Raw genomic sequence first — 15,617 nt, forward strand, 5'->3', positions numbered from 1 at the left:
GCGCTGCACTGTTCCCATGCTGACGCGAATCGACCACATCGGGATCGCCTGTTTCGACCTCGACAAGACCGTCGAGTTCTACCGCTCGACCTACGGGTTCGAGGTGTTCCACTCCGAGATCAACGAGGAGCAGGGCGTACGGGAGGCCATGCTCAAGATCAACGAGACGTCCGACGGCGGCGCCTCGTACCTCCAGCTGCTGGAGCCGACCCGTGAGGACTCGGCCGTGGGCAAATGGCTGGCCAAGAATGGCGAGGGCGTGCACCACATCGCCTTCGGTACGGCGGACGTCGACGCCGACGCCGCGGACATCCGCGAAAAGGGCGTCAGGGTGTTGTACGACGAGCCCAGGACGGGTTCCATGGGGTCGCGGATCACCTTCCTTCACCCCAAGGACTGCCACGGTGTGCTCACCGAACTGGTCACGTCCCGGACGGAGCACTGACCCGAGGCAGACCCGGCCCGGTAGAGTGGGCTGTTCCGGGCCGGAGCCGGGTCGGGGCCGCGACGCGTCCTCAGCCGTTGATCTGTCACCATTCCCCGGGGGGACCGTTCGCCGGCGAACGGACCTCGTTCGGAGTTCACGATCAGGGTTGGGGTCTCCCCTGCTCAGTGGGGCATCCCCGGCTCGAACGAAGTCGAGAGCCTGGGGAAGAAGTTGAGAGCTCGGGGAAGGATGGGACCGCGCAGTGCGGGGCTACGAACGCCAGGAGAGCCACCGAGCTGAAGACGACCATCTCTCGCGGTTCGAAGCCGAGATGGACCGGCTGAAGACCGACCGGGAGAAGGCCGTCCAGCACGCCGAGGACCTCGGTTACCAGGTCGAGGTCTTGCGCGCCAAGCTGCACGAGGCCCGGCGCAGTCTGGCGACCCGTCCCGCCTACGACAGCGCGGACATCGGCTACCAGGCGGAGCAGCTGCTCCGCAATGCCCAGGTCCAGGCCGACCAGCTGCGCAACGACGCCGAGCGCGAGCTGCGCGACGCCCGTGCGCAGACGCAGCGGATCCTTCAGGAGCACGCCGAGCACCAGGCGCGGCTGCAGGCCGAGCTGCACAACGAGGCGGTGCAGCGGCGCCAGCGGCTCGACCAGGAGCTGGCCGAGCGACGCCAGACCGTCGAGTCCCATGTCAACGAGAACGTGGCGTGGGCCGAGCAGCTGCGGGCCAGGACCGAGTCCCAGGCCCGCCGGCTGCTGGAGGAGTCCCGCACCGAGGCCGAGCAGGCGCTGGGCGCCGCCCGTGCCGAGGCCGCCCGGCTGGCCGACGAGACGCGCCAGCGCCTGGGGTCCGAGGCCGAGTCGGCCCGTTCCGAGGCCGAGTCGATCCTGCTGCGTGCCCGCAAGGACGCCGAGCGGCTGCTGAACGCCGCGTCCAGCCAGGCGCAGGAGGCCACCACCCACGCCGAGCAGCTGCGGACGTCGACGACGGCCGAGACCGAGCAGACCCGGCAGCAGACCGCCGAGCTGAACCGGACCGCCGAGCAGCGCATGCAGGAGGCCGAGACGCAGCTGCGCGAGGCCCGCTTGGAGGCGGAGAAGGTCCTCTCGGAGGCCAAGGAGGCCGCGGTCAAGCGGCTGGCCGGCGCCGAGTCGCAGAACGAGCAGCGCACCCGTACGGCCAAGTCGGAGATCGCCCGGCTGGTCGGCGAGGCCACCAAGGACGCCGAGTCGCTGAAGGCGGAGGCCGAGCAGGCGCTCGCCGACGCCCGCGCCGAGGCCGACCGGCTCCGTTCCGAGGCGGCCGACACCGCGCGCACCGCCGCGGCCGAGGACGCCGCGGCCCAGCTCGCCAAGGCGGCCCGGGCCGCCGAGGAGGTGCTGACCAAGGCGTCCGACGACGCGAAGTCGACCACCCGGGCCGCGGGCGAGGAGGCCGACCGGATCCGCCGCGAGGCGGAGGCCGAGGCGGACCGGCTGCGCGGCGAGGCCGCCGAGCAGGCCGACCAGCTCAAGGGCGCGGCCAAGGACGACACCAAGGAGTACCGGGCCAAGACGGTCGAGCTGCAGGAGGAGGCGCGCAGGCTGCGCGGCGAGGCCGAGCAGCTGCGTTCCGAGGCGGTCGCCGAGGGCGAGCGGATCCGCGGCGAGGCCCGCCGGGAGGCCCTCCAGCAGATCGAGGAGGGCGCGAAGACCGCCGAGGAGCTGCTGGCCAAGGCCAAGGCGGACGCGGAGGAGCTGCGCGGCGCCGCGGGCACCGACAGCGAGCGGGTCCGCAGCGAGGCGGCCGAGCGCGCCGCGGCGCTGAAGAAGCAGGCGGAGGAGGCCCTGGAGCGGGCCCGCGCCGAGGCCGAGCAGCTGCGCACCGAGGCCGAGGAGCTGGCGGGGTCGACGACGTCCGCCGCCGAGCAGGCCGCGACGGAGCTGCGCGAGGAGACCGAGCGCGCGGTCGCGGCCCGGCGGACGGAGGCGGCCGACGAGCTGACCCGGCTGCACACCGAGGCCGAGACCCGGGTGGCCACCGCCGAGCAGACGCTGGGCGAGGCCCGCTCCGACGCGGAGCGCGTCCGGCGCGAGACGAACGAGGAGTCCGAGCGGCTGCGCGCCGAGGCCGCCGAGCGGCTGCGGACGCTCCAGGAGCAGTCCGAGGCCGAGGCCCAGCGGCTGCGCGACGAGGCCGCGGCCGATGCCTCGCGGTCCCGTGCGGAGGGCGAGTCCGTCGCCGTGCGGCTGCGCGGTGAGGCGGCGGCCGAGGCCGAGCGGCTGAAGTCCGAGGCGCAGGAGAGTGCCGACCGGGTGCGGTCGGAGGCGGCCGCCGCCGCCGAACGCGTGGGCGCGGAGGCCGCCGAGGCGCTGGCCGCCGCCCAGGAGGAGGCGAACCGGCGCCGCCGCGAGGCGGAGGAGACCCTCGACGCGGCGCGTACCGAGGCGAACCAGGAGCGCGAGCGGGCCCGCGAGCAGAGCGAGGAGCTCCTCGCCTCCGCCCGCAAGCGGGTCGAGGAGGCGCAGGCCGAGGCCCAGCGCCTGGTCGAGGAGGCGGACGCCCGGGCGACCGAGATGGTCGCTGCGGCCGAGCAGACCGCCCAGCAGGTGCGGGATTCGGTCAGCGGACTGCAGGAGCAGGCCGAGGCGGAGATCGCCGGGATGCGCTCCACCGCCGAGCATGTCGCGGAGCGGACGAGGTCCGAGGCTCAGGAGGAGGCGGACCGGGTCCGCGCCGACGCCTATGCGGAGCGGGAGCGGGCCGGCGAGGACGCCGCCCGGGTCCGCCGGGAGGCGAAGGAGGAGACCGAGGCCGCGAAGGCGATGGCCGAGCGGACCGTCTCCGACGCGATCACGGAGTCGGAGCGGCTGCGCGCCGACACCGCGGAGTACAGCCAGCGGATGCGTACCGAGGCGTCCGACGCCCTGGCGTCGGCCGAGCAGGACGCGTCGCGCAGCCGGGCGGAGGCCCGGGAGGACGCCAACCGGATGCGTGTCGACGCGGCGTCCCAGGCGGACCGGCTGGTGTCCGAGGCGACCGGCGAGGCCGAGCGCATCGGTACGGAGGCGGCGCAGCAGGCGGCCCGGCTCGGTGACGAGGCGGCGGGCGAGGCGGAGCGGCTGCGGGCCGAGGCGGCGGCGACCGTCGGTTCCGCGCAGGAGCACGCGGCGCGTACCCGCGAGGAGTCGGAGCGGCTGCGCGCCGACGCCGAGGCGGCGGCCGAGCAGATGCGGGCCGAGGCGCGCGAGGAGTCGGACCGGCTGGTGGACGAGGCGCGCGAGTCGGCGTCGAAGCGCCGGGCCGATGCGGCCGAGCAGGCGGACCAGCTGATCAACAAGGCCCAGGAGGAGGCGCTGCGCGCCGCCACCGAGGCCGAGGAGCAGGCCGACACCATGGTCGGGGCGGCCCGCAAGGAGGCCGTGCGGATCACCTCCGAGGCGACGGTCGAGGGCAACTCCCTGGTGGAGCGGGCCCGGACGGACGCGGACGAGCTGCTGGTCGGCGCGCGCCGGGACGCCACCCAGATCCGGGAGCGGGCCGAGGAGCTCAGGACCCGGGCGGAGGCCGAGGTCCAGGAGCTGCACGACCGGGCCCGGCGCGAGACCGCCGAGCAGGTCAAGACGGTCGGCGAGCGCGTGGACAACCTGATGAAGGCGGCGACCGAACAGCGCGAGGAGGCCGCGGCGAAGGCCAAGGACCTGCTGGCGGACGCCAACTCGGAGGCGAGCAAGGTCCGGATCGCCGCCGTGAAGCGGGCCGAGTCGCTGCTGAAGGAGGCCGAGCAGAAGAAGGCCACCCTGGTGCGCGAGGCCGAGAAGCTCCGGGCCGACGCGGAGGCCGAGGCGAAGCAGACGGTGGCCGACGGCCGGCGCGAGCTCGATGTCCTGGTGCGCCGCCGCGAGGACATCAACACGGAGATCTCCCGTGTCCAGGACGTCCTGGAGGCGTTGGAGTCTTTCGAGACCCCCGGAGCCGGCGGTAAGGGAGCGGGTGCCGGTCCGCCCGGCAACGTCAAGGCCACTGCGGCTGCGGGCACTCGTTCGAGTGGCAAGCCGTCGGATGGGTAGTCATCCGGCGGTCTCCCGTGGTTCGGCAAGGACGTTCAGCCCTCCGAGTGGCAAGGGTTACGGGGGTTAGCCACTCAAAAGGGGTGTCATTCTCCAGATCAAACCTGCATCTGCTCGATGACACGCCGTTCTGGCCCCTAGGATTCCCCCTATCACCTCACCGGTCTCACTTCGACAGGAACCCCATGAGTGACCCTTCCTCCCCCTTCGGCTTCGAGCTCGTGCGGCGTGGTTACGACCGCGGTCAGGTGGATGACCGCATTACCAAGCTCGTCGCCGACCGTGATAGTGCTCTCGCCCGCATCACGTCTCTGGAAAAGCGCATCGAGGAACTCCACCTCGAAACGCAGAACGCCCAGGCCCAGGTGAACGACGCGGAGCCGTCGTACGCGGGTCTCGGCGCGCGCGTGGAGAAGATCCTCCGCCTTGCCGAGGAGGAGGCCAAGGACCTGCGCGAGGAGGCCCGTCGCGCCGCCGAGCAGCACCGCGAGCTCGCCGAGTCCGCCGCCCAGCAGGTGCGCAACGACGCCGAGACCTTCGCCGCCGAGCGCAAGGCCAAGGCGGAGGACGACGGTGTCCGCATCGTCGAGAAGGCCCAGGGTGAGGCCACCACGCTGCGCTCGGACGCGCAGAAGGACGCCGCCCAGAAGCGCGAGGAGGCCGACGCCCTCTTCGAGGAGACCCGCGCCAAGGCCGCCCAGGCCGCCGCGGACTTCGAGACCAACCTGGCCAAGCGCCGCGACCAGTCGGAGCGCGACCTCGCGTCCCGTCAGGCCAAGGCCGAGAAGCGTCTGGCCGAGATCGAGCACCGCGCCGAGCAGCTCCGCCTGGAGGCCGAGAAGCTCCGCACGGACGCCGAGCGCCGCGCCCGTCAGACGGTCGAGACCGCTCAGCGCCAGGCCGAGGACATCGTGGCCGACGCCAACGCGAAGGCCGACCGGATCCGCAGCGAGTCGGAGCGCGAGCTGGCGGCGCTCACCAACCGCCGCGACTCGATCAACGCCCAGCTGACCAACGTCCGCGAGATGCTGGCGACGCTGACCGGCGCCGCGGTGGCCGCGGCCGGCACCCCCGCCGACGAGGAGCCCGTCTCCCGCGGCGTCCCGGCCCAGCAGACCCGCTGAAGCCCGGGAACGACACCGTCGTCATCCCTGCGCGCCCGGTTCCGCCTTTGTGGTGGCGCCGGGCGCGCGGTCGTTCTAGCGTGAGCGCATGATCGAGCTTGATGGCCTCACCAAGCGCTTCGGCAACAAGACTGCCGTCGACCAGTTGTCGTGCCGGATCCGGCCGGGGATGGTGACGGGTTTTCTGGGACCCAACGGGGCGGGCAAGTCCACCACGATGCGGATGATGCTCGATCTCGACAACCCCACCAGCGGAACGGTGCGCATCGACGGCAAGCACTACCGCGAACTGTCGGAACCCCTGAAGTACATCGGTGCGCTGCTGGACGCGAAGTCGATGCACGGCGGCCGCAGCGCGTACAACAACCTCCTCTGTCTCGCCCAGAGCAACCGGATCCCGGAGAGCCGGGTGGCCGAGGTGCTCGACACCGTCGGTCTGACCGCGGTGGCGAAGAAGAAGTCCAAGGGGTTCTCCCTCGGCATGGGTCAGCGCCTGGGCATCGCGTCGGCGCTGCTCGGTGACCCCGAGATCCTGATGTTCGACGAACCCGTCAACGGACTGGACCCCGAGGGAATCCACTGGATCCGCAACCTGATGAAGGCGCTCGCCGCGGAAGGCCGGACGATCTTCGTCTCCTCGCACCTGATGAGTGAGATGGCGCTGACCGCGGACCATCTGATCGTGATCGGACAGGGCCGGCTGCTCGCCGACACCTCGATGGCCGACTTCATCCACCAGAACTCCCGCAGTTACGTACGGCTGCGCTCCCCGCAGCAGGAGCGGCTGCGCGACGTGCTGCACGCCGAGGGCATCGTCGCGGTCGAGTCGGGCAACGGCACGCTGGAGATCGACGGCGCCACCACCGAGGACCTGGGCGAGCTCGCCGCCCGGCACACGATCGTGCTGCACGAGCTGAGCTCCCAGCGGGCCTCGCTGGAGGAGGCGTTCATGCAGATGACGGCGGACTCGGTGGAGTACCACGCGCACTCCGAGCGGGGGGCGGAACCGCCGCCGGTCGGGCCGCACTGGGGCGACCAGTGGAACCAGCCGCCGGGCGGCTCCCCCGGTCCCGGGGCTTCCGGCGGTTCCGGCACCGGACAGGGGGTGTGACGACGATGGCTTCGGTACCCGCGGTCCTGACCTCCGAATGGACCAAGATCCGTACGGTCTCCTCCACGACGTGGACGCTGATCTGCGCGTTCGCCGTCACCGTCGCGATGAGCGCCGCGCTCTGCGCGGTGATGAACGCCCAGTTCGACGACCTCTCCGACGCGGAGCGGGCGACCTTCGACCCGACGTTCATCAGCTTCTCCGGAATGATCCTCGGCCAGCTGGCGATGGTGGTCTTCGGTGTCCTGGTGGTCGGTACGGAGTACAGCTCCGGCATGATCCGCACCTCGCTCGCGGCGGTGCCGCAGCGCGCCACCTTCCTCTTCAGCAAGATGCTGGTCGCCGGTGTGCTGGCGCTGGTGGTCGGTCTGATCACCAGCTTCGTCTCGTTCTTCCTCGGCCAGGCCCTGCTGGGCGACCACAGCATCGGCATCGGCGAGGACAACGTGCTGCGGGCCGTCGTCGGCGCCGGTCTCTACATGGGGCTGATCGCGGTCTTCTCCATGGGGGTGGCGGCGATGCTCCGCAGCTCCATGCTGTCGCTCGGCATCCTGATGCCGTTCTTCTTCCTGGTGTCGCAGATCCTGTCGGCCGTGCCGGGCGCCAAGAGCGTCGCCCAGTACTTCCCCGACCAGGCCGGTTCCAAGATCATGCAGGTGGTGCCCGACGCGATGGACAGCGATCCGGCTCCTTACGGCCCGTGGGCCGGGCTGCTGATCATGGTCGCCTGGGTGGCGGCCTCGGTGATCGGCGGCTTCCTCCTCCTCAAGAAGCGCGACGCCTGACCGGGTGCCGTGGACCGCCCGGTCCACGGCACCCGTCCACCGCGCCGGCAGGACTCGCCCGGGTCACGACTTGGCCGGAACCGTCAAGGCCTGGATATCCTCCTCACTCATACGGGGGGCGTACGGCCCGACGGCCTGTGCCCCGACGACAGATAAGTCGATGGGGCTGGAGCATGATCGAGGCAGTCGGCCTGACCAAGCGCTATGGCGCGAAGACAGCCGTGTACAACCTTTCCTTCCAGGTGCGGCCCGGCGCCGTCACCGGGTTCCTCGGTCCCAACGGGTCGGGCAAGTCGACCACGATGCGGATGATCCTCGGCCTGGACCGGCCGACGGCCGGCCGGGTGACCGTCGGCGGCCACGATTTCCGCAGCCTGCCGAACGCACCGCGCCAGGTGGGCGCGCTGCTCGACGCCAAGGCCGTGCACGGCGGGCGCAGCGCCCGCAACCACCTGCTCTCACTGGCCCAGCTCGCCGGCATCCCGGCCGCGAGGGTCGACGAGGTGCTCGGGGTCGTCGGCCTCCAGGACGTCGCGCGGAAGCGGTCCAGGGGCTTCTCGCTGGGCATGGGGCAGCGCCTGGGGATCGCGGCCGCCCTGCTGGGCGACCCGCAGGTGCTGCTCTTCGACGAGCCGGTCAACGGCCTCGACCCGGAGGGCATCCTCTGGGTCCGCAACCTGATGAAGATGCTGGCGTCCGAGGGACGCACGGTCTTCGTCTCCAGCCATCTGATGAGCGAGATGGCCCTCACCGCCGACCATCTGATCGTGATCGGCCGCGGCCAGCTGATGGCCGACATGAGCATCACCGACTTCATCTCGGCCAACTCGGCCGACTTCGCCCGGATCCGGGTCCCGGACGACGGGCCCGAGCAGCGCGAGAAGCTCACCGCCACGCTCACCGAGGCGGGCGGCCAGGTCATGTCGGAGCCGGACGGGGCCCTGCGGGTCACCGGGCTGCGGCTGCCCCGGATCAGCGATCTGGCCCACGAGGCGGACGTCCGGCTCTGGGAGCTCTCGCCGCACCAGGCCTCGCTGGAGGAGGCGTACATGCGGATGACGCAGGGCGCCGTGGACTACCGCTCGACGGCGGACCAGGTGGCCCATCTGCAGGCCCCGCCGCCGCCCGGCGGCTACGGGCTGCAGCCCGCGGGGTACGCCCCGCCGCAGCAGAGTGCCCCGGAGGTGCCGCAGCAGGGCTGGTACGCCCCGCCGCCGCCCGGACAGAACCCGTACGCGGGCACCCCGGCACCCGCGGCCCCGGCAGTGGCCCCGGCCGCTCCCCCGGCCCCCGCCGCCGCTCCCGCCCCGGCGGCGCCCGCCGCGGCCCCGGCAGACCTGACCAAGCGCGACACCAGCGAGGACCCCCGATGACGACGCCGCCCACGCCGCCGACGCCGCAGGCGCCGTACCAGCAGCAGGCGTACCAGCAGCCCCCCGCTCCCCAGGGTCACGGGCCGGGCCCGCTGACCGGCTACTACACCTCGCCGATCCCGGTGCGCCCCGCCACCCTCGGCGATGCCATCGCCTCGGAGTGGACCAAGATCCGCTCCGTGCGCTCCACGATGTGGACGCTCGGCGTCATGATCGTGCTGCTGCTCGTCATCGGGGTGCTCTCGGCGGTCGCCGTCAGCGCGTCGGACTCCGACATGAGCGGCACCCCGGTGCTCAGCCTCGGCTTCTTCGGCGTGCTCCTGGGCTCGATCTGCGTGATCACGCTCGGCGTGATGACCATCGCGTCGGAGTACGGCACCGGCATGATCCGTACGACGCTGACCGCCTGCCCGAGCCGGGCGCGGGTGTTCGGCGCGAAGGCCATCGTCTTCTTCCTGCTGACCTTCGTCCTGACCACGGTGATGACCACGGTCGTCGCCCTGATCCAGACGTCCATCCTGGACGGCGAGGCGCCCACCGGGGCGGAGTGGCTGAAGGGCACCGTAGGCGTCGGCCTCTACATCGCGACGCTGGGGCTGCTCTCGCTGGCGGTCGGCGCGCTGATCCGGCACTCGGCCGGGGCGATCACGATCATGATCGGCGTGGTGCTGCTGCCGCTCGTGCTGGCCATCTTCATGTTCGCCAGCTCGCTGTCGTGGCTCCAGGACTGGCTGCTGCAGTACTCGATCCCCAACCAGCTCAGCATCTTCTACGACAACTCGGTCAGCTCGTCCGGCGGCCCGTCCGGCTGGGACCCGTTGTGGATCATGCTCGGTCTCACCGCCGTGGCGATGGGCGGCGCCTACCTGGTGATGAACCACCGCGACGTCTGACCCCGGCGGCCTGCCCGGGGCCGTTCAGTACCGAGGCGCGTTCCTGGACCGCTGCACCCGTGTGGTGCGGCGGTCCTTCGCGTTCCAGCACGCCTTGTGCCAGTGCCGGCGGTCGTCGATCCCGCCGTACTCGGACCAGGCCACCAGATGCGGGACGCCGGAGGGGATCTCCTGGTCGCAGCCGGGGCACCGGTAGCGCTTGCCCGCCGCGCTCGCGCCGCTGACGGGGCGGACCGACCACTCCTCGCCCTGCCACTCCTCCGCGCGCCCGCCGCCGCCGTACCGGTCCCCCTCCACGCTCGCGCTGTCGGTGGGACTCTCGCCGCCTCGGGGGCGGTTGCGGCGCGGGGACACGTGACACCTCACGGGGCAGGCTGGGCAGTTCCCGTCCAGCGTAGGGCCATCCGGCCGGGGTACACGTCCCGCACCGCCCGTCGCGGGCCCCGGGACGGGACGGGTTAGCGGAAAATCGCAACAACTTCCCGTCGGACCGTGCCTTTGGCACGTGTCAGACGTTGTTGCCAGTAGGGGAGAGCCGCGTCGGCCGCAAGGAGGTAATTGGCGATGCGTGTGGGAACGTTCGTACTGGCAGCCCAGTTTCCGGGCCAGGGGCCGGGGGAAGCGCTGCACCGCGCGATCCGGTCCGCCGAGGTCGCGGAGGAGTCGGGCCTCGACTCGGTCTGGCTGGCCGAACATCATTTCGTGCCGTACGGGGTGTGCCCGTCCGCCGTGACGCTGGCCGCGCTGCTGCTCGGCCGCACGCGCAGGATCCGTGTCGGCACGGCGGTGAGCGTGCTGCCGACGCAGCATCCGGTCGCCCTCGGCGAGCAGGCCGCGCTGCTCCACCTCACCAGCGGCGGCCGGTTCACCCTGGGCGTCGGCCGGGGCGGCCCGTGGATCGACCTGGAGGTGTTCGGCGGCGGCCTGGAGGCGTACGAGAAGGGCTTCCCCGAGTCCCTGGGGCTGCTCCTCGACTGGCTGCGCGAGGCCAGGGTGGCGGGCACCGGGGAGCGCTACGGCTTCCGCGAGGTGGCGGTGGTCCCCCGGGCCGACGAACTGCTCGGCGGGGAGAGCGGCGAGACTCCCGGCGGCCCCGAGGTGATCGTCGCGTGCACCTCGCCGAAGAGCGTGAAACTCGCCGCCGAGAACGGCTTGCCGATGCTGCTCGGAATGCACTGCGGGGACGAGGAGAAGGCCGAGATGATCGCTCTCTGGCGCTCCTGCGCGCTCGCCGCGGGCCGTTCGCCGGAGAGTGTCCGGCAGGCCGGGCACGTCTCCGCCGGGGTCGCCCAGATCGCGGACCGCACCGAGGACGCCCGGGAGACGCTCGTGAAGGCGATGCCCGGCTGGCTGCGGCAGGGACTCGACGCCCATGTGACGGTCGACGGCCGGCACCGGGTGATGCGCGACCCGGTCGGCTATACGGAGCTGCTGTGCGACCTTCACCCGGTGGGCCCGCCCCGGCTCGCGGCCGACCGTCTCGCGGCAACGGCGGAGCGCACGGGCATCACCCGCTTCGCGCTCCTGGTGGAGGGTTCCGGAGATCTCGTCGCCACGGAGGAGAACGTAGCGCGGCTCGGCACCGAGGTACTGCCGCTCCTGGAATGAACCACGCGAACCGGTTTCACGGTGTACGCGTCTCACGGTGTACGCGCGGGAGCTGCCGCCCCGGACCAGTTGCACCTCCCGCGGCCCGGAGCGGCAGCAGAAGCGTTCAGCAGTCCCGTAGTTCGGGCGACTGGTTGAGCAACTGGCCCCTCACCGAGGTGAACTTGGCCAGTCGGTCGTCGACCGAGGCGTCCAGCGGGAACACCGCGACGCGGTGGCAGTTCTGGAATGCCAGGCGCACCCCGAAGTGCCGCTGGAGCGCGCCGCGTATCGCATCACTCGCGAGCGCGCGCAGCAGCTGACCACGTGCCTGCTCGGTGGGCGGCGGCGTCTGGTTGTCGGCGAACTCCCCGCCGTCGACCTTCAGCTGAGCGACCAACGAGCTGATCATCTCCCATGCGTAGGGCAGGGAGGTCCGGACGCAGTCGACGAAGTCGGCTTCGTCGACCTCGCCTCGCTCGGCCTGTTCCAACAGCGCCGGTGAGACGTCGAGCGACATGGGTTCTCCTCTCGCGACCCCGACGGACAGCCGGGGCCTTACGGGCAGGGAAGGAGGACGGCGACGCAGCGTGCACACACGGCGACCTCCTGCATCCACGTTAAGGGCGCAGTCCGGGCCGCACCAGGAGAATGGGAACACAACCGGCCAATAACGAAGGGGTTCAAAGAGGGGCAAGCCAGAAAGCGACACTCAGGGGCGGGGATGGAGTGACGGGTGGGTGAATCGCGTCGAGCACCCGTCGTCGAGTAGCGTTGCCGACCATGCGTCTCGTCATCGCCCGCTGCTCCGTGGACTACGCGGGCCGGCTCACGGCCCACCTGCCCTCCGCTCCCCGTCTGATCCTGGTGAAGGCGGACGGGAGCGTGTCGATTCACGCCGACGACAGGGCGTACAAACCGCTCAACTGGATGTCGCCGCCCTGCACCCTGAAGGAGGGCACCGGTGACACCGAAGGTGTCTGGACCGTGGTGAACAAGGCGGGCGAAAAACTGATCATCACCATGGAGGAAATCCTCCATGACTCGTCCCACGAGCTGGGTGTCGACCCGGGCCTGATCAAGGACGGCGTGGAGGCGCACCTCCAGGAACTGCTCGCCGACCGGATCGAGACACTGGGCGAGGGCTACACCCTCATCCGCCGCGAGTACTTCACCGCGATCGGCCCCGTCGACATCCTGTGCCGTGACGCCGACGGACAGACCGTGGCCGTCGAGCTCAAGAGGCGCGGCGACATCGACGGTGTGGAGCAGCTGACCCGCTATCTGGAACTGCTCAACCGCGACCCCCATCTCGCCCCCGTGAAGGGCATCTTCGCCGCCCAGGAGATCAAGCCGCAGGCCCGCGTGCTGGCGACGGACCGGGGCATCGGCTGTGTGGTCCTCGACTACGACGCGATGCGCGGCATCGAGGACGACAAACTCCGACTGTTCTGACCCACTCGGTTCACGCTGGACGGCCGGCTCGTCGAGGCCGTCCGGACGTCTCTTCAAGTCCTGGGAGTCTTCAAGGCCGGGGACGGACGTCTCTTCAAGTCCTGCGCCTCTTCAAGGCCGGACGGACGTCTCCTCAAGCCCGTCCGGCGTTTGAGGACGGAACCCTCTCCCCGGAGACCGGGCCCCGCCGGACGGGCACGCACGCACATCAAGCCCGTCCGGCGATTGAGGACGAGGCGCCCACCGGGGGCGCCCCCGCTCAGGTCAGCGACGGACTCGCGCTCGCCCCGGAGGGCCCGCTCGCCGAGTCCGACGAGTCGGGCTCGGCCGGATCCGTCGTCTCCGGATCCGTGGGCGACGGCGTATCACTCGGATCCGGCGGCGTCGTCGACGGGCTGGGCGGCGGTGATTCCGACTTCGTCGGCGTCGGCTTCGTCGTTGTACGCGTGGGCGACGGCTTACCGGAGGACGAGCCCCCCGGCGACGACGGAGAGGACTCCGAAGCCGTCGTGCCCGGGGACGACGCCCCGCTTCCGCCCGCCGGCGCGGACTCGCTGCCCGAGGGGCCGGGGGCGGACGGGGACGCCGAGCCCGACGGCTTGGCGGACGGCGTCGCGTCGTCCGCCGGCTCCTCGGCCGGCAGCTCCTCCTCGGTGTCACCGCCGTCGGTGACCGACTGCTCGGTGGAGGCGCCGGGATCACCCTGCGGGTCACTGTTCGAGGTGAGCCCGAGCGTCACCACGGTGCCGAGCACACCGGCCAGCAGCACCCCCGCACCGGCCGCGACCAGATTGCGCCGGGCCCCGCCCAGGACCGAGAAGCGGCCGCCCGCAGTGTCGGCGGCGAGCGGCGCGGTCTGCCGGGACACGACGGCGGGCTCGTCCGGGAACGTCCGCGGCATCGAGACGGGGATGACGGTCGGCAGTCCGCGCGGCGGCGACAGCTCGAACGGGTTCGCCGGTATCAGGTCGGCCGCCGGAGCACCGCCCGCCGGTCCGCCGGAGCGGTCGTCGACCAGGGCGAGTGCCCGCCGCCCGGCGACCGCGCCGGACTTGTCGGCGAGCGCGCCGCGCATGCTGATGGAGGTCTCCAGCTCGGCCCTGGCCCGGTCGAGATTGCCGGTACAGAGGGCGAGGACGCCCAACTCGTGGTGGAAGTAAGCCTCTTCGGCGACCTCGCCGGCGATCCGGCCGGCCTCCTGGCCGATCCGCAGGGACCGCTCCCAGGCGCTCCAGTGCAGCCCGGCCGCGAAGGCGGGCGAGGCGCTGCGGGCCAGCAGGACGGCGACGCTGGTCTGTCCGGCCCCGTCCCCCGGCACCAGCTGGGCCATCGCCGCGACGATCGCGTCGGACTCCGCCACCACCCGCGCGGGGGTGACCGACGGGTGTCCGGACCACCAGGCGTAGTGCTGGGCGACCGTGCGGGCCCGGTCCGTGGCGTCCTCGCCGTATCCGGCGGCCTCCAGCTGGGCGAGCACCCCGGCGGCCAGCCGGTAGCGGGAGCCGGCCGGGGACAGCAGCCCGCAGCCGGCCAGTTCGCCGAGCGCGGCGTCGGCGTGGGTGTCCCCCACGAGCGCCGGCAGATGCGCCTGGTGCGGCACCTCGCCGGCGAGCCCGACAGCGAAGCGCAGGGTGTCGCGGGCGGCGCCGCTCAGCCGCGATGCGAGCAGGGCGGCGGGCGCGGCGCCCTCGCCGAGGCTGGGCAGCGGGACGTCGGTGGCCTCCGCGTCGGCGGGGCCCTCCACCGCCGGCGGCTCGTCGGCGGGCCGGTTCTCCAGATAGCCGTACTCGTCGTACGCGGTCGGGTCGGTGCGCAGCATGTCGCGCTGGCGCAGCAGCGAGCCCGCCTGGACGAAGCGCAGCGGCAGCCCCTCGGACTCGAACCAGAGGTCTCCGGCCCAGTTGGCCTCCTCCTCGGTGAGCTTCCGCTCGACCACCCGCTCCAGCAGGTCGATCGAGGCGGCCCGGTCCAGTCCGGCGAGGAGGACCTCTTCGAGGTGGGAGTCCGGGCCGGGGGCGGCGACGTCGGGCGTCGTGGCGAGCAGGAAGGCGCATTCGGGCGTCGCGTCGAGGAGCTCGTCCAGGGCGGCACCGCCGAACTCCAGGTCGTCGAGGACGACGACGGCACCGGTGGACCGCAGCTTCTCCAGCAGCAGCTCCCGGTCCGGGCGGTGCAGCGGTGCGTCGTGGACGGCCTCGAAGAGTCCGTACAGGAGATCGGTGACGTTCCGCTTGTGGCCGTTGAGCCGGACGACTCCGTCGGGGGCGAGTTCCGCACAGTCCGCGGCGACGGCGTTCAGCAGCGCGCTTCGGCCGGAACCGGCCGGTCCGGTGAGCCGTACGGAGCGGCCGCGGGCCAGCAGGCGCACGAGCTGCTCGCGTATCTCCTCGCGCTGCAGCAGGGGGAGCCGGAGGACGGGCGGGCCGGGCGGCACGGGGGGTGCGGTGGCCCGCTCCCGGTCGGCCCGCTCGGCGGGGGTGCGCCGGACCGGTGCGGCGGGCTGCTCCCCGGGCGGGCAGGGTTCGACCTCGCTGCCGTCGACCGGGTTGACGGTGAGCAGGAGGTCGCCGGATATCAGCGGGACGATGCGCACCTGTTGCGGTGTTTGCTGACCGAAATCAGGAGTCAGCGGATCCCGGGAAGGACGGCGCCGGCCGGCTTCCTCGGCGAAGCCGTTGCTGTCGTGGCCGTACTCTTCCGGCCCCCGGTGTGTCGGGTCCATCGCCAAAGCCCCCAAGACGCGTCGAGAACGGTTGCCCCTCCCGGCCTCACACGCCCAGCTGTCGCTTCCGGTCCGGTGTC

General features: G+C 72.1%; 12 protein-coding genes. 9 read left to right on the forward strand and 3 right to left on the reverse strand.

Annotation, left to right across the window (positions count from 1 at the left end; all coding sequences use genetic code 11):
* Nucleotides 1-16 precede the first annotated feature (16 nt).
* The 7 genes from mce to OG521_12265 all read left to right on the forward strand — a co-directional run bounded on the left by mce (nucleotide 17) and on the right by OG521_12265 (nucleotide 9,773).
* Entirely contained in the window at nucleotides 17-445 is a 429-nt protein-coding gene (gene mce, locus OG521_12235; GenBank protein ID WUW21514.1) for a methylmalonyl-CoA epimerase, read from the forward strand.
* Between the two features lie 244 nt (nucleotides 446-689).
* Entirely contained in the window at nucleotides 690-4,487 is a 3,798-nt protein-coding gene (locus OG521_12240; protein WUW21515.1) for a hypothetical protein, read from the forward strand.
* A 185-nt stretch (nucleotides 4,488-4,672) separates the two neighbouring features.
* Nucleotides 4,673-5,611, forward strand: a complete 939-nt coding sequence (locus tag OG521_12245) for a cellulose-binding protein (protein ID WUW21516.1) — start codon at nucleotides 4,673-4,675, stop codon at nucleotides 5,609-5,611.
* An 88-nt stretch (nucleotides 5,612-5,699) separates the two neighbouring features.
* Nucleotides 5,700-6,722, forward strand: a complete 1,023-nt coding sequence (locus tag OG521_12250; GenBank protein WUW21517.1) for an ABC transporter ATP-binding protein — start codon at nucleotides 5,700-5,702, stop codon at nucleotides 6,720-6,722.
* 5 nt (nucleotides 6,723-6,727) lie between these two features.
* The gene (locus OG521_12255; protein ID WUW21518.1) at nucleotides 6,728-7,507 is read left to right on the forward strand and encodes an ABC transporter permease; all 780 of its coding nucleotides are present in this window, start codon (nucleotides 6,728-6,730) and stop codon (nucleotides 7,505-7,507) included.
* Between the two features lie 173 nt (nucleotides 7,508-7,680).
* Complete coding sequence (locus tag OG521_12260) at nucleotides 7,681-8,880, forward strand: ABC transporter ATP-binding protein (protein ID WUW21519.1); 1,200 nt, start codon at nucleotides 7,681-7,683, stop codon at nucleotides 8,878-8,880.
* Nucleotides 8,877-9,773, forward strand: coding sequence for an ABC transporter permease (locus OG521_12265; GenBank protein ID WUW21520.1), 897 nt, complete (start codon nucleotides 8,877-8,879; stop codon nucleotides 9,771-9,773). Before OG521_12260 ends, OG521_12265 begins: the two co-directional genes overlap by 4 nt.
* Nucleotides 9,774-9,797: 24 nt before the next feature.
* Here the strand turns inward: OG521_12265 and OG521_12270 are convergent, their stop codons facing one another.
* A complete protein-coding gene (locus OG521_12270; GenBank protein WUW21521.1) occupies nucleotides 9,798-10,127 on the reverse strand; it encodes an ATP/GTP-binding protein in 330 nt (109 codons plus the stop codon).
* Between the two features lie 210 nt (nucleotides 10,128-10,337).
* On the opposite strand from OG521_12270, the gene OG521_12275 reads away from it, so the two are divergent.
* The gene (locus OG521_12275; protein ID WUW21522.1) at nucleotides 10,338-11,381 is read left to right on the forward strand and encodes an LLM class flavin-dependent oxidoreductase; all 1,044 of its coding nucleotides are present in this window, start codon (nucleotides 10,338-10,340) and stop codon (nucleotides 11,379-11,381) included.
* A gap of 106 nt (nucleotides 11,382-11,487) precedes the next feature.
* Here the strand turns inward: OG521_12275 and OG521_12280 are convergent, their stop codons facing one another.
* Nucleotides 11,488-11,880 (reverse strand): SCO5389 family protein, encoded by a 393-nt coding sequence (locus OG521_12280; protein WUW21523.1) that lies wholly within the window; start codon nucleotides 11,878-11,880, stop codon nucleotides 11,488-11,490.
* 263 nt (nucleotides 11,881-12,143) lie between these two features.
* Between OG521_12280 and nucS the strand changes: the two genes are divergently transcribed.
* The gene (nucS, locus tag OG521_12285) at nucleotides 12,144-12,815 is read left to right on the forward strand and encodes an endonuclease NucS (GenBank protein WUW21524.1); all 672 of its coding nucleotides are present in this window, start codon (nucleotides 12,144-12,146) and stop codon (nucleotides 12,813-12,815) included.
* 259 nt (nucleotides 12,816-13,074) lie between these two features.
* On the opposite strand, the gene OG521_12290 is transcribed toward nucS, so the two are convergent.
* Entirely contained in the window at nucleotides 13,075-15,537 is a 2,463-nt protein-coding gene (locus OG521_12290) for an ATP-binding protein (protein ID WUW21525.1), read from the reverse strand.
* Nucleotides 15,538-15,617: the final 80 nt, after the last annotated feature.

Origin of the sequence: Streptomyces sp. NBC_01463 (genome assembly GCA_036227345.1) — a bacterium.
In the GTDB taxonomy this organism is placed as follows: domain Bacteria; phylum Actinomycetota; class Actinomycetes; order Streptomycetales; family Streptomycetaceae; genus Streptomyces.